The 13,556-nt window shown below is 73.9% G+C and carries 12 protein-coding genes; 7 read left to right on the forward strand and 5 right to left on the reverse strand.

Annotated elements, in window-relative coordinates; translation table 11 throughout:
• Both ABZ873_RS32225 and ABZ873_RS32230 read left to right on the forward strand, forming a co-directional pair.
• Positions 1–1,002, forward strand: a 1,002-nt coding sequence (locus ABZ873_RS32225; RefSeq protein ID WP_360879747.1) for a molybdopterin-dependent oxidoreductase, incomplete at its 5' end; no start/stop codon positions are given.
• A 71-nt stretch (positions 1,003–1,073) separates the two neighbouring features.
• Positions 1,074–2,282 carry an FAD-dependent monooxygenase gene (locus ABZ873_RS32230; protein ID WP_360879750.1) on the forward strand — a complete coding sequence of 403 codons (1,209 nt, stop codon included), beginning with the start codon at positions 1,074–1,076 and terminating at the stop codon, positions 2,280–2,282.
• Here the strand turns inward: ABZ873_RS32230 and ABZ873_RS32235 are convergent.
• Positions 2,221–3,540, reverse strand: a complete 1,320-nt coding sequence (locus tag ABZ873_RS32235) for a cytochrome P450 (protein WP_360879753.1) — start codon at positions 3,538–3,540, stop codon at positions 2,221–2,223. The genes ABZ873_RS32230 and ABZ873_RS32235 overlap by 62 nt on opposite strands.
• 137 nt (positions 3,541–3,677) lie before the next feature.
• On the opposite strand from ABZ873_RS32235, the gene ABZ873_RS32240 reads away from it, so the two are divergent.
• On the forward strand, positions 3,678–4,601 hold the full coding sequence (locus tag ABZ873_RS32240) for an SDR family oxidoreductase (RefSeq protein WP_360879756.1): 924 nt from the start codon (positions 3,678–3,680) through the stop codon (positions 4,599–4,601).
• 62 nt (positions 4,602–4,663) lie between these two features.
• On the opposite strand, the gene ABZ873_RS32245 is transcribed toward ABZ873_RS32240, so the two are convergent.
• Entirely contained in the window at positions 4,664–5,368 is a 705-nt protein-coding gene (locus tag ABZ873_RS32245; RefSeq protein ID WP_360879759.1) for a helix-turn-helix domain-containing protein, read from the reverse strand.
• Between the two features lie 263 nt (positions 5,369–5,631).
• Here ABZ873_RS32245 and ABZ873_RS32250 point away from each other — a divergent pair, with 263 nt between their 5' ends.
• Positions 5,632–6,867: a serine hydrolase domain-containing protein gene (locus tag ABZ873_RS32250; protein WP_360879762.1), complete on the forward strand. Its 1,236-nt coding sequence runs from the start codon at positions 5,632–5,634 to the stop codon at positions 6,865–6,867.
• Position 6,868: 1 nt separating this feature from the next.
• On the opposite strand, the gene ABZ873_RS32255 is transcribed toward ABZ873_RS32250, so the two are convergent.
• Positions 6,869–7,861 (reverse strand): NADP-dependent oxidoreductase, encoded by a 993-nt coding sequence (locus ABZ873_RS32255; RefSeq protein ID WP_360879765.1) that lies wholly within the window; start codon positions 7,859–7,861, stop codon positions 6,869–6,871.
• An 80-nt stretch (positions 7,862–7,941) separates the two neighbouring features.
• Between ABZ873_RS32255 and ABZ873_RS32260 the strand changes: the two genes are divergently transcribed.
• On the forward strand, positions 7,942–8,538 hold the full coding sequence (locus ABZ873_RS32260; protein WP_360879768.1) for a helix-turn-helix domain-containing protein: 597 nt from the start codon (positions 7,942–7,944) through the stop codon (positions 8,536–8,538).
• Here the strand turns inward: ABZ873_RS32260 and ABZ873_RS32265 are convergent.
• Positions 8,535–9,308, reverse strand: a complete 774-nt coding sequence (locus ABZ873_RS32265; protein ID WP_360879771.1) for a TetR/AcrR family transcriptional regulator — start codon at positions 9,306–9,308, stop codon at positions 8,535–8,537. The two genes, ABZ873_RS32260 and ABZ873_RS32265, sit on opposite strands and share 4 nt — an antisense overlap.
• Before the next feature lie 96 nt (positions 9,309–9,404).
• Between ABZ873_RS32265 and ABZ873_RS32270 the strand changes: the two genes are divergently transcribed.
• The gene (locus tag ABZ873_RS32270; protein WP_360879774.1) at positions 9,405–11,666 is read left to right on the forward strand and encodes an excinuclease ABC subunit UvrA; all 2,262 of its coding nucleotides are present in this window, start codon (positions 9,405–9,407) and stop codon (positions 11,664–11,666) included.
• Between the two features lie 16 nt (positions 11,667–11,682).
• Here ABZ873_RS32270 and ABZ873_RS32275 read toward each other — a convergent pair whose 3' ends face one another.
• Entirely contained in the window at positions 11,683–12,801 is a 1,119-nt protein-coding gene (locus ABZ873_RS32275) for an enoyl-CoA hydratase/isomerase family protein (protein WP_360879777.1), read from the reverse strand.
• A 71-nt stretch (positions 12,802–12,872) separates the two neighbouring features.
• Here ABZ873_RS32275 and ABZ873_RS32280 point away from each other — a divergent pair, with 71 nt between their 5' ends.
• Entirely contained in the window at positions 12,873–13,436 is a 564-nt protein-coding gene (locus tag ABZ873_RS32280) for a dihydrofolate reductase family protein (RefSeq protein WP_360879780.1), read from the forward strand.
• Positions 13,437–13,556 lie beyond the last annotated feature (120 nt).

A 13,556-nucleotide genomic window follows, 5' to 3' on the forward strand; every position in this document is an offset into this window, starting at 1 on the left:
CAGGATCCACGCGCTGGTCGCGCCGCGCTCGTCCTGCCACCGCCCGCCGTGCCCGCGCCGCCGGTGCCCGCCGGGGCGGATCTGCGGGTGCCCGGGGTGGGCCCGTTCCTCACCCCGGCCAGGGACTTCTACCGGGTCGACACCGCCCTGGTGGTCCCCCGCGTGGACGCCGGGAGCTGGCGGCTGCGCCTCCACGGCGAGGGGGTGACCCGGCCGCTGACCCTGGATCTGCGCGAGCTGCTGGCCCAGCCTCTCGTCGAGCAGGACATCACCCTGACCTGCGTGTCCAACGAGGTCGGGGGCCCGTACGCGGGGAACGCCCGCTGGCTGGGCGTACGCCTCGCCGACCTGCTCCGCGAGGCCGGCGTACGGCCGCCGTCCCGGGGCGGTCCGGCGGACCAGCTGGTGGCGCGCTCGGTGGACGGCATGACGCTGGGCACGCCGGTCGAGACGGTCATGGACGGCCGGGCCGCGCTGCTGGCCGTCGGGATGAACGGCGCCCCGCTGCCCTTCGCGCACGGCTTCCCCGTCCGGATGGTCGTCCCGGGCCTGTACGGGTACGTCTCCGCCTGCAAATGGCTGACCGAGCTGCGCCTGACCACTTTCGCCGCCTATGACGCCTACTGGGTGCGCCGCTCCTGGGCGCCGCGGGCGCCGGTGAAGACCCAGTCGCGGATCGACACCCCGCGCCCGAACTCCTCGCCCGCCCCGGGCCCGGTGGCGGTCGCCGGGGTGGCGTGGGCGCAGCACCGGGGCATCGCGCGCGTGGAGGTACGGGTGGACGGCGGCCCCTGGCGGGAGGCGCGGCTGGGCGCCGCGGACGGGGTGGACACCTGGCGGCAGTGGGTGTGGTCCTGGGAGGCCACGCCCGGCCCGCACACCCTGGAGGTACGGGCGACGGACGGGACGGGCGCCGTGCAGACGGGCGTCCGCTCGGGCACGGTCCCGGACGGGGCGACAGGCTGGCACCGGGTCGACGTACGCGTCCGGGCCCTGGGCTGACCACGGGGCGGCGCGAGCCTAGAGTGGCGCGGGGGCCGCGGGGGTGCCCGTGGCGGAGGAGGGGTGGTTCCATGGCGAGGCGTCACGCGGTGGTGGCCGGGGCCGGGATCGGCGGGCTGACGGCCGCCGTCGCCCTGCACCGGCAGGGCTGGGAGGTCACGGTCTGCGAGCGCGCGCCCTCGGCCCCGGCCACCGGCGCCGGGATCGGCCTCGCGCCCAACGCCCTGCGCGCGCTGGACGCGATCGGGATCGACGCCGCCTACGCGGCGGGCCGTTCGGTGCCCGCGACGATGGGGGTGCGCAGCCCCGGCGGCCGGTGGCTGACCCGGTCCGCGACCGCGGACATGGCGGCCCGCTACGGGGTGGCGCCGATCGCCGTCCCGCGCCCGGAGTTCACGGCCGCCCTGGCCGCGGCCCTGCCTCCGGAGTCTCTGCGCTACGGGGCCACGGTGACCGGTGTGGACGACGCGGCGGGCCGGGCGGTCGTCCGGACGGCGGACGGGTCCGGGCTGCCGGCCGATCTGGTGGTCGCGGCGGACGGTATCCACAGCCCGCTGCGCCGGGCGTTCTTCCCCGCGCACCCGGGGCTGCGCTATGTCGGGGAGACGGCCTGGCGGACCATGGTGGACGCCCCCGGTGCCGCCGGGACACCGGCGATGAGCGAGACCTGGGGGCCGGGCCGCCGCTTCGGCGTGACCCCGCTCTCGGACGGCCGGTTCTACCTCTACGCCACCGCCGTGGCCCCGGCCGGCAGCCGCCCGGCCGATCCGGTCGCCGTGCTCCGCCGGCTCTTCGGCGGCTGGCACGATCCGATCCCGGCCCTGCTGGACCTCGTAGGCGGCCTCGACCCGGCGGAGCTGCTGCGCAACGATCTGTACGATCTGGCGGGGCCGCTCCCCCGGCTGCACCACGGCCGGATCGCCTGGCTCGGTGACGCCGCCCACGCCATGACCCCCAACCTCGGGCAGGGCGGCTGCCAGGCCATCGAGGACGCCGCCGTCCTCGCCCACCTCCTCGCCGGCGCCGGGCGCGAGGACGTCCCGGCCGCCCTCGCCGCCTACACCGCGGCCCGGCACGCCCGCACCGACGCCGTCCGTGTCCGGGCCCGCCGGGTCGGCCGGCTGGGGGTGCTGCGCGATCCGCTGGCGGTGGCGGCGCGGAACCTCGCGGTCCGCGCCACCCCGGACCGGCTGGCCCTGCGCGGGATGGACGGCCTGTTCAACGGCTTCCGGCTGCCGGACCGGGAGCTGCCGGGCGGGGCGGGCGCGGCAGGGGCCTGACGGGGAGGGTGTCGACGCTGTTGCCGATGAAGCTGCGCTGGTAGGCGAGTTCCCCCTCGGGGAGGGCGAGGTCCAGCCCGGGGAAGCGGGTGAACAGCCGCTCCAGGGCGATGGTCGCCTCCAGCCGGGCCAGCGGGGCGCCCACGCAGTAGTGCGCACCGTGCCCGAAGGAGAGGCTGCGGGCGCGGGTGGGGCGCGTGAGGTCGAAGCGGTCGGCGTCCGGGCCGTGGAAGCCCTCGTCCCGGCCGGCGGCGGTGTAACCCGCGAGCACCGGGGTGCCCTTCGGGATGACGGTGCCGCCGAAGCTCAGGTCGCGTGTCGGGTACCGGAAGGGGAACCAGCTGACCGGGCCGTCCCAGCGCAGCGTCTCGTCCACGACATCGGACCAGGTGGCCCTGCCCTCCTGGACCAGGGCGAGCTGGTCGCGGTGGGCGCAGAGGGCGCGTACGGCGTTGCTGATGAGGTTGAGGGTGGTCTCGTGGCCGGCGACGAGCATCAGCCGCATGGTGCCGATGAGTTCGGCCTCGCTGAGCCGGTCGCCGTCGTCCTCGCGGGCGGCGATCAGTGCGCTGGTCAGGTCCTCGCCGGGGGCCGCCCGGCGGGCAGCCGCGATCGTGCCCATGAGCTCGACGAGCTCCCGTACGGCGGCCATCGCCTCGGCCGGACTGATGTCGGTGGCGACGATCACCTGATGGGACAGGTGGTGCAGCCGGCCCCGGTGCTCGGGGTCCACGCCGAGCAGTTCGCAGATGACGCTCATCGGGAGCGGCAGGGCCACGTGCTCGCGCAGGTCCGCGACGCCGTCGGGGGAGGCGGCCGCGGCCCGCTCCAGGTCGTCCAGGAGAGCGGCGGTCAGCTCCTCCACGCGCGGGCGCAGCCGCTCGACCTGCCGGGCGGTGAAGGCCCTGCCGACGAGGGCGCGCAGCCGCCGGTGGTCCTCGCCGTCGGCGGTGTGCATGCCCCGGGCGTTGGCGAAGACCCGCAGGGGCCAGTCACGGGGGACGGTGCCGTCGTGCAGGGCGGGGCAGTGCCGGGCGTCCTTGGCCACGTCGGGGTGGGCCAGGAAGTCCCGCAACGCGTCATGGCCCAGGACCACCGCGCCGGGCACCCCGCCGGGCAGTACGACCTCCGCGACGGCGCCGCGCCCGGCGCGCAGCCGGGCGTTGAGGGCGTGCGGGCAGCCGCCGGCGGGGTCGATCACGTGCGGGCCGTCCGGGAGGGGCGGGGTGTGCGGGGCGGGCGAGGTGTGGGGCGGCAACCGGGGCTCCTGACCTGAGGGGCGGATACCGTTCAACAGTGCTGCGGGGCACCCGGGTTGGACAAGGCCGCCGCGCCACCCGGACGCCCGGGCCGCGGGTGCGGCCGGGGCGGGAGGGGCCGTCGTAGGGTCGGGGCATGCCGGACACACAGCAGAGTCTCGAAGGCCGGGTGGCCCTTGTCGCGGGGGCCACCCGGGGAGCGGGCCGCGGGATCGCGGTCGAGTTGGGCGCGCGGGGCGCGACGGTGTACGTATCGGGGCGCAGCACCCGCGGGAAGCGCTCGGAGTACGACCGGCCCGAGACGATCGAGGAGACGGCCGAGCTGGTCACGGCGGCGGGCGGCCGGGGTGTGGCGGTGGTCGCCGACCATCTGGTGCCGTCCGAGGTCGAGGCGCTGGTCGCCCGGATCGACGCCGAGCAGGGCCGGCTCGACCTCCTGGTGAACGACATCTGGGGCGGGGAGATGCTGTTCGAGTGGGACAGCACGGTCTGGGAGCACGATCTGGACAAGGGGCTCCGGCTGATGCGGCTGGCGGTGGAGACCCATGCCGTCACCAGCCATTTCGCGCTGCCGCTGCTGCTGCGCGAGCCGGGCGGGCTGGTCGTGGAGATGACGGACGGCACGGCCGACTACAACGCCACCCGCTACCGGGTCTCCTTCTTCTACGACCTCGCCAAGTCCTCGGTGCTGCGGATGGCCTTCGCGCTCGGGCACGAGCTCGGCCCGCGCGGGGCCACGGCGGTGGCGCTGACGCCGGGCTGGCTGCGGTCGGAGATCATGCTCGACGCCTACGGGGTGAAGGAGGAGAACTGGCGGGACGCGCTGGGCGCGGCCCCGCACTTCGCCATCTCCGAGACTCCCGCCTTCGTGGGCCGGGCGGTGGCGGCGCTGGCCGGGGACCCGGAGGTGTCCCGCTGGAACGGCCAGTCCCTCTCCAGCGGACAGCTCGCGCAGGTCTACGGCTTCACGGACGTGGACGGCAGCCGGCCGGACGCCTGGCGGTACGTGGTGGAGGTCCAGGACCCCGGCCGCCCGGCGGACACCACCGGCTACCGCTGACCCGGCTCAGCGGGTCAGTGGCCCAGCGGGTCAGTGGCTCAGCGGGTCGGCGGCACAGCGGGTCAGTGGCTCTGGCGCCACCGGTCCAGAGCCTCCTGGAGGGCGTCGCCGATGAGGGCCAGGAACTCGGCGGAGGTCCCGAAGCGCTCCCCGGCCGGGGTGGCGGCGCCCAGGACCTCCGCCCCGCGCCGGGAGGCGGCGACGAGCACGGCGTTCATCCGTACGGAGGCGAGGGTGGAGCGGAGCCAGACCTCGTCGTCCAGGACATAGCGCTCGCGCCGCTCGCCGGGGGCGCGGTCCCGCCGGAGCAGGCCCTGCTGTTCGAGGAAGGTGACGGCGTGCGACACGGACGCCGGGCTCACCCGGAGCCGCTGGACCAGCTCGGCGGCGGTCTGGGCGCCCGAGTCGGCGGTGTACAGGGCGACGAGCACCCGGGCCGCCATCCGGGGGACCCCCTGCTGTTCGAGGAGCACGGTGAAGGACTCCGTGAACTCCCGCACCGCCTCCGGGTCGCGGCCGTGTCCCTCCTCGGCCGCCGGCCGCCGCGGCGGCGGCGGGTCCTGCCGGGTCCGCCGCGCGCGGTCCCGGGTGGCCTCCTCGGCCCGGTCGGCGCGGTAGGCGTCGGGGCCGCCGTTGCGCGTGACCTCCCGCATGACGGTCGAGGCGGGCCGCTCCAGCCGCCGGCCGATCTCCGCGTAGCCGAGTCCCCCGGCCAGCCCTTCGGCGATACGCCGCCGGTCCTCACTGGTGAGCCTGCCTCCGGGCATGGGCGCCCGCCCTCCTCTGTCGTCGGCCGCGGGCGCGGGGTGTCCCGTACCCATGGCGCAGTATGCATTCACCCGCAGGCTCATTGCAATGCCGGATCGGCCCTCCCATTGCATTCACCGTCAAGACCATTGCAATACAAGGCCAACAAGCCTTCGTAGAGCGCAGATTCGGGCCGACCTACTTCGTTGACGCATCCCTGAACGCAATGTAGCTTCGTGAGTGTTCAGCAGTTGCCGAACAACACCTCACGGGGAGATTCATCATGGGAGAGAACTACGGCGGCTTCTCCGAAGCGGGCCTGCGCCGGGTGCGGAACGTCCTCGCGCGCTACGTCGACTCGGGGCGGATCCCCGGGGTCGTCGCACTGATCGGCCGGGGCGGGGAGTCGCACGTCGAGGCCATGGGGACCATGCGCCACGAGGGCGGGGCGCCGATGCGCCGGGACAGCCTCTTCCGGATGGCGTCCACCTCCAAGCCGGTCGCGATGGCGCCGGTCATGATCCTGCTGGACGAGTGCGCCCTGCGGCTGGACGACCCGGTGGACCACTGGCTGCCCGAGCTCGCCGACCGCCGGGTGCTCAAGCGGAGCGACGGCCCGCTGGACGAGACCGTGCCCGCGCGGCGGCCCGTCACCGTACGGGACCTGGTCACCTCCACCTTCGGACTCGGCATGGACCTGTCCACCTTCGGGGCGCCGATCCAGGCGGCCATCCAGGAGCTGGAGCTCACCGGGCACGCGGCACCGATCCCCGAGCAGGACGAGTGGATGCGCCGGCTCGGCACACTCCCGCTGATGCACCAGCCGGGCGAGCAGTGGCAGTACCACATCAGCCATGACGTCCTCGGGGTGCTCGTCTCCCGGGTGACGGGCCGGCCGTTCGAGGAGTTCCTGCGCGAGCGGGTGCTCGACCCGCTGGGAATGGAGGACACCGGCTTCCACGTGCCCGCGGCGAAGATCGACCGGCTGCCCCCGGCGTACGTACCCCACCCGGAGACCGGCGAGTTCACCGTCTGGGACGAGGCGGAGGGCGGCCGCTACAGCGCGCCCCCGGCCTTCGCCTCGGGCGGCGGCGGGCTGGTGTCCACCGCCGACGACTACCACGCCTACTTCCGGATGCTGCTGAACGGTGGCACGCACGGCTCCGAGCGCATCCTGTCCCGGGCCGCCGTCGAGCTGATGACCACCAACCGGCTCACCCCGGAGCAGGAGACCGCCCGGACCGCCATGGCCCGCGACGCCGTCCATGTGTCGCTCGGCCAGGGGCAGCAGGGCGGCTGGGGCCTCGGGATGGCGGTACGGACCTACCGCGGGGACTACGCGCCCATCGGCCAGTTCGGCTGGGACGGCGGCACCGGCACCTCGGTCTACGCCGACCCGCGCAACGGCCTCACCGGCGTCCTGCTCACCCAGGTCGGCCTCTCCGTCCCGGCCCCGGCCCGCCTGGTCCAGGACTTCTGGACCACGCTCTACCAGGTAATCGACGACACCGACGTCTGAGTCAGGGCGCCTCGACCCGGAGGACGATCTTTCCCTGGAGGTGGCCCCGCTCGGCCCGTTCGTGGGCCCGGCGGGCTTCCGTCAGGGGGAAGACCGAGTCGATGCCGACCCGGAGCCGGTCCGCGTCGATCAGGCGGGCCAGCTCCGCCAACTGGCCGCCGTCGGAGCGCACTTGGTGTCCGCTCACGGTGATGCCCGCCCGCTCGGCGCGCTCCGGGTGGTAGTCGCCGGGGAAGACGGGGGCGATGCGGCCGCCACTGCGCAGCACCGGGAGCAGCCGGTGGCCGTGCGGGCCGCCGACGGCGTCGATCAGCACGGCCACGTCGCGTACGGCGTCCTCGGGCGGGGTCCGTGTGTAGTCCACGAACCGGTCGACACCCAGCTCCTCGAGGAAGGACTCGTGCCGTCCGGACGCCACCCCGATGACCGGCCCGGCTCCCGCGATCCTCGCCAGCTGGACCGCGAAGTGCCCCACTCCCCCGGCCGCGCCGTTGACCAGGACGGGCCCGTCGTCCGGGCCCAGTCCGAGGTGGTCGAAGAGGAACTGGTGGGCGGTCAGCCCCGCCATCGGTACCGCGGCGGCCTCCACATGCCCCAACGAGGCGGGCTTGCGCGCCAGATGGCCTGTTGGCGAGACGGCGTACTCCGCGTATCCCGAGCCCCGACCGGGGAAGTTGACCATCCCGAAGACCTCGTCGCCGGGCTGCCACTCGCTCACCCCGGCGCCGGCCTCCACGACCACCCCGGAGATGTCCCAGCCCGGGGTGAAGGGCAGCGGCCAGGCCGGCCGGATCGCCTCCGGGAGATCGGCGAAGCCGCGGCGCGCGTACCCGTCGGGCGGGTTGACGCCGGCCGCGTGGACCCGTACCAGCACTTCCCCCGGCCCCGGTGAAGGGCGCGGCACCTCCTCGTGCACGAGCCGGTCCGGATCACCGAAGGTGTGCACCCGCACGGCCTTCATCAGAGCCGTCCCCGCCGCCGCCATACCGTCCATGCCATCCTCCACGTAGGATCCGGAGCAGTGCTCCGCAAGTAAACGGAGCACCGCTCCGATTGTCAACGTCAGGAATACGCATGGCGGATGGGACCACTACGCCGGGACAGCGCGCCGATGCCCAGCGCAACCGGGAACGCCTCCTCGACGCCGCCCGCCAGGTCGTCGCCGAGGAGGGCACACAAGCCTCGCTGCGGGACGTCGCCCGCCGGGCGGGCGTCGGACTGGGCACGCTCTACCGGCACTTCCCGACCCGCGACGACCTGCTGGAGGCCCTGCTGCGCGTCCGCTTCGACGAACTCGCCTCCCTGGCGGACGCCTTGCTGGACGACGACGATCCGGCGGAGCGCTCGCTCGCCGCGTGGCTCGGCGCGTTCACCGTCGGGGCGAGCGCGGCCCGGGGGCTGCCGGCCTCACTGATGGCCACCCTCGGTGACCCCGACTCGGCCCTGCACGCCTCCTGCCTGTCCATGCGCGAGGCCGCGGGACGCCTGCTGCGGGCGGCCCAGGACACCGGGCGGATCCGCCCCGACGTGGACGGCACCGACCTGTTCGCCCTGGTCAACGCGCTCGGCTGGATCACCGACCAGGCCCCCTCGATCGCCGCCCGCCGCGAGCACCTGCTGACCCTGGTCATGGACGGCCTCGCCGGGCCCGGCACCGGTCAGGCCCGCTAGCGGGCCTCCGACCCGGCCTCGCGGGAGGTGATGAGGTGGGACAGGCCGTCCAGGAGGCAGCGGAGGCCGAAGTCCCAGATCGGCTGGGGGTGGTAGCCGCCGACCGCGCTGCCGACGCGGTCCGCGAGGGGGTAGCGGGCGGAACCCAGGACCCTTTCCAGCACCGGCCCGCTGACGGCCCACCAGTCCTCCTGGCTCTGGCGGCTGTTGTGCGCGGCGTCGTCGGCGGCGGCCAGGGCATTGGCGTGGACGAAGCCCAGAAGGTGGGTGAGGGCGGCGTCCATCTCGGTGTCGGTGAGGCCGATACCCTCGAACGCCTCCAGCTCGTACTCGTACTTCCCGATCACCCCCGGCCCCAGCGGCGGGCGGGTGACCGCGAGGTCCGTGATCCAGGGGTGGCGCAGGTTCAGGTCCCGGTTGTCCTCGGCGACCCGGGTGACGCGCAGCCGCCAGGGGTCGCCCGCGGCGCGGGGGCGGCGCTCCATGCGCAGGTAGACCGCGTCGAGCATCAGGTCCAGCAGCTCGGCCTTGCCGGGGACGTACGTGTAGAGGGTCATCGGGGTGACGCCCAGCCGCTCGGCCAGGGCCCGCATGGTCAGCGCGGCCAGGCCCGCCTCGTCGGCGAGGTCCACGGCCGCCCCGATCACCGCGTCCGGGCTGAGCCCCTGCCGGGGCCCGCGCCGGCCGGCCCGGGCGGGCTCCCCCGGCTGCCGCCAGAGCAGTTCGAGCGTACGGACGGGATCTCCCGCGCCGCTCCGGTCCTTCGCCATGCCGGCCCTCCGTACTCCCGGTCCCAGTAATTCACTACACCGTACACAGTACAGCGTATAGAGTTACTGCGATCGCCCGCAACCGTGAGGAGTGCCGTGCACATCGCCGCCGACAACCACCAGGTCATCCAGGTCAGGGGAGCGCGGGAGAACAACCTCGCCGACATCTCGCTCGACATCCCCAAGCGCCGCCTCACCGTCTTCACCGGCGTCTCCGGCTCCGGCAAGTCCTCCCTGGTCTTCGGCACCATCGCCGCCGAGTCGCAGCGGATGATCAACGAGACCTACACGGCGTTCATCCAGTCCTTCATGCCGAGCCTCGGGCGGCCCGACGTGGACGCGCTGCACAATCTGAGCGCCGCCATCGTGGTCGACCAGGAGCGGATGGGGGCCGGATCGCGCTCCACCGTGGGCACCGCCACCGACGCCTACACCATGCTGCGGATCGTCTTCTCCCGCCTCGGCACCCCGCACATCGGCACGTCGAGCGCGTTCAGCTTCAACAACCCCGAGGGCATGTGCCCGCGCTGCGAGGGCGTCGGCCAGGTCTCCGACATCGACGTGGACCAGCTGGTCGACCGCGAACTCTCCCTCAACGAGGGCGCGATCACCGTCCCCGGGTACGCCGTCGACTCCTGGTACTGGCAGAACATGGTGAACTCGGGCTTCTACTCCCCCGACAAGAAGCTCAAGGACTTCACCGAGCAGGAGTGGGCCGACTTCCTGCACAAGGAGGCAGTCAAGGTGAAGTCCGGCGCGAACGGCTTCACCTACGAGGGCCTGATCACCAAGATCAGCCGCACCTACCTGGCCAAGGACCGCGAGTCCATGCAGGCCCACATCCGGACTTTCGTGGACCGCGCCGTCGTCTTCGCCGACTGCCCGGACTGCGGCGGCAGCCGGCTCTCGGCCGCCGCGCTGTCCTGCCGTATCCAGGGCGTGAACATCGCGGACTGCGCCTCCATGCAGATCAGCGAACTCGCCGGCTTCATCGGCCGGATCGACGACCCGGCCGTGGCCCCGATGCTCGCCAACCTGCGCGGTCTGCTGGATTCCCTGGTGGAGATCGGCCTCGGCTACCTCAGCCTGGACCGCCCCTCCGGGACGCTGTCCGGCGGCGAGGCCCAGCGGGTCAAGATGGTGCGGCACCTCGGCTCCTCCCTCACCGATGTCACGTACGTCTTCGACGAGCCCACCACCGGCCTGCACCCGCACGACATCCAGCGCATGAACGACCTGCTCCTGCGGCTGCGCGACAAGGGCAACACCGTCCTGGTCGTGGAACACAAGCCCGAGGTCATCGCCATCGCGGACCATGTCGTCGACCTCGGACCGGGCGCGGGCACGGCCGGCGGGCAGCTCTGCTACAGCGGCGACGTGGCCGGGCTGCGCACCTCCGGCACCCTCACCGGACGCCACCTCGGGCACCGGGCGCGGCTGCGGGAGTCGGTGCGCACCCCGCGCGGTCACCTGTCGATCAAGGGCGCCGACCTGCACAACCTCCAGGACGTCAGCGTGGAGGTACCGCTCGGGGTGCTGGCGGTGGTGACCGGGGTCGCGGGCTCGGGCAAGAGCTCGCTGATCCACGGCTACCTGGCCGGGCGGGAGGGCGTGGTGGTGGCGGACCAGTCCCCGATCCGCGGCTCCCGCCGCTCCAACCCCGCCACCTACACCGGCCTGCTCGGGCCGGTCCGGACCGCCTTCGCCAAGGCCAACGGGGTCAAGGCCGCGCTGTTCAGCGCGAACTCGGAGGGCGCCTGCGCCAAGTGCAACGGCCTCGGGCTGGTCTACACGGACCTGGCGATGATGGCCGCGGTGGCCTCCGTCTGCGAGGAGTGCGAGGGGCGGCGGTTCACGCCGGAGGTGCTGACGTACCGGCTGCGCGGCAAGAACATCAGCGAGGTGCTGAACATGCCGGTCGCGGAGGCCCACGAGTTCTTCACCACCGGCCAGGCGCGGGCGGTGCTCGGACGGCTGGTCGACGTCGGGCTGTCGTACGTACGCCTCGGGCAGCCGCTCAACACCCTGTCGGGCGGTGAGCGGCAGCGGCTCAAGCTGGCCATCAGCATGGCGGAGAAGTCCTCGACGTACATCCTGGACGAGCCGACGACCGGGCTGCACATGGCCGATGTGGACAAGCTGCTGGCCCTGCTGGACCGGCTGGTCGACGACGGGAACTCGGTGATCGTGATCGAGCACCACCAGGCCGTGATGGCGCACGCCGACTGGCTGATCGACATCGGGCCGGGCGGCGGGCGCTCCGGCGGCCGGGTGGTCTTCGAGGGCACCCCGGCGGCTCTGGTGGCGGAGGCGGACACGCTGACGGCCCGGCACCTGAGGGAGTACGTCGGGTCCTGATGCCGGGACCGGGGCGTCAGGGCAGGCGCAGTTCGTGGTCCTCGCCGAGCGGGACGAAGAACCGCTCCACGTCCGCCGCGGTGACCTCGGCCAGGGAGGGCGGGGACCAGCGGGGCGAGCGGTCCTTGTCGATCACCTGGGCCCGGATGCCCTCCACCAGGTCCGGGGAGGTCAGCGTGTTGCAGGAGACGCGGAACTCTTGTACGAGCGTTCGTTCCAGCGTGCCCAGCCCCGCGGCCCGGCGCACGGCGGCCAGGGTGGTCTTGAGGGCGGTCGGGGACTTGGCCAGGATCGTCCCGGCGGTCTCCCCGGCCGCCGGGTCGCCCGCGCCGCGCAGCCGTTCCACGATCTCCTCGACGGTGCCGGCGGCGTAGCAGCGGTCGATCCACCCCCGGCGGGCGGCGAGTTCACCGGGCGCGGGGGTGGCGGCGAACCGCGGCAGCACCTCGTGGGCGGGCGCGGAGGCGAGGGCGGCGGTCAGCTCCGGCAGGCGCTCGGCGGGTACGAAGTGGTCCGCGAGCCCGCAGAGCAGCGCGTCGGCGGCGCCCACGGCGGTGCCGGTGAGGGCGAGATGGGTGCCCAGCTCGCCGGGGGCGCGGGAGAGCAGATGGGTCCCGCCGACGTCGGGCACGAAGCCGATGCCGGTCTCGGGCATGGCGACGCGGGAGCGCTCGGTGACGATCCGGACGCCGCCGTGCGCCGAGACACCGACGCCGCCGCCCATCACGATGCCGTCCATGAGGGCGACGTACGGCTTGGGGTAGCGGGCGATGCGCGCGTTGAGTCGGTACTCGTCCCGCCAGAAGCCTGCGGAGGCGGTGGTGCCGGCCTTGGCGTCGTCGTGGATCGCGCGGATGTCCCCGCCCGCGCAGAGCCCGCGCTCACCGGCCCCGCGGATCAGCACCTGCGCGACGGCGGGGTCCTCCGCCCAGGCGGCGAGGGCCCCGTCGATCCGCAGCACCATGTGATGGGTGAGGGCGTTGAGGGCCCTGGGGCGGTTGAGGGTGACCACCCCGGTCCGGCCCTCGACGTGGAACAGGACGGTGTCGTCGGAGGGGGCGACGGAGCCGGCGGAGGGGACGGTGTCGTCGGAGGCGTCGGTGTCGTCGTCGGCGGTCGCGCGTTCGGTGTTCACGCCGCCCAGTATCCCCACCGCCCCGCGCGGGACCGGCCCCGCGGGCGGGTGACGGCGTAGGGTGAGGCGGTATGCGGAAGATCATCCTCATGATGTCGGTGTCCCTCGACGGGTACTTCGAGGGGCCCGAGCGGCAGATCGACTGGCACCTCGTCGACGAGGAAGTGCACCAGTACCTCAATGACGAGCTGCGCGGCATGGGCGCCTTCCTGAGCGGGCGCGTCACGCACGAGCTGATGGCCGGCTACTGGCCCACCGCCGACGCCGACCCGGAGGCCCCCGGGCCCGTGGCCGACTTCGCCGGGATCTGGCGCTCGATGCCCAAGTACGTGTACTCCCGCACCCTGGAGCGCGCCGACTGGAACACCACGGTCGTACGGGAGGTCGTGCCGGAGGAGGTCGCCGCCCTCCAGGCGGCCCCCGGCGGGGACCTGGCACTCGGCGGGGCCGATCTCGCGGCCACCTTCCTGCGGCTCGGGCTGGTGGACTCCTACCGGATCCTGGTGCACCCGGTGCGGATCGGGCGCGGCAGACCGCTCTTCCCGCCGGTGGACGGCGGGCCGGTCCCGCTGCGCCTGGAAGGTACGCACACCTTCGGCAACGGGGTGGTCCGGCTGAGCTACGGCCGCCCGTAGGCGCGGGGCGGTCGGCCGCGCGGGCGGGCGCGATCAGGGCCACGACGACGGTCAGCGCCGTGACCGAGGCTCCGTGCGCCGCACGGCGCAGCCGGGGCTTCAAGCGGCTCAGGACACGCC

It is taken from the genome of Streptomyces sp. NPDC047014 (assembly GCF_040644195.1).
Classification (GTDB): domain Bacteria; phylum Actinomycetota; class Actinomycetes; order Streptomycetales; family Streptomycetaceae; genus Streptomyces.

Excerpts from the sequence above, each read along its gene's own strand:
- ABZ873_RS32230 (WP_360879750.1), top strand. The coding sequence starts at position 1,074 with ATGGCGAGGCGTCACGCGGTGGTGGCCGGGGCCGGGATCGGCGGGCTG.
- ABZ873_RS32240 (WP_360879756.1), top strand. The coding sequence starts at position 3,678 with ATGCCGGACACACAGCAGAGTCTCGAAGGCCGGGTGGCCCTTGTCGCG.
- ABZ873_RS32245 (WP_360879759.1), bottom strand. The coding sequence starts at position 5,368 with ATGCCCGGAGGCAGGCTCACCAGTGAGGACCGGCGGCGTATCGCCGAA.
- ABZ873_RS32250 (WP_360879762.1), top strand. The coding sequence starts at position 5,632 with ATGGGAGAGAACTACGGCGGCTTCTCCGAAGCGGGCCTGCGCCGGGTG.
- ABZ873_RS32255 (WP_360879765.1), bottom strand. The coding sequence starts at position 7,861 with ATGGACGGTATGGCGGCGGCGGGGACGGCTCTGATGAAGGCCGTGCGG.
- ABZ873_RS32260 (WP_360879768.1), top strand. The coding sequence starts at position 7,942 with ATGGCGGATGGGACCACTACGCCGGGACAGCGCGCCGATGCCCAGCGC.
- ABZ873_RS32265 (WP_360879771.1), bottom strand. The coding sequence starts at position 9,308 with ATGGCGAAGGACCGGAGCGGCGCGGGAGATCCCGTCCGTACGCTCGAA.
- ABZ873_RS32280 (WP_360879780.1), top strand. The coding sequence starts at position 12,873 with ATGCGGAAGATCATCCTCATGATGTCGGTGTCCCTCGACGGGTACTTC.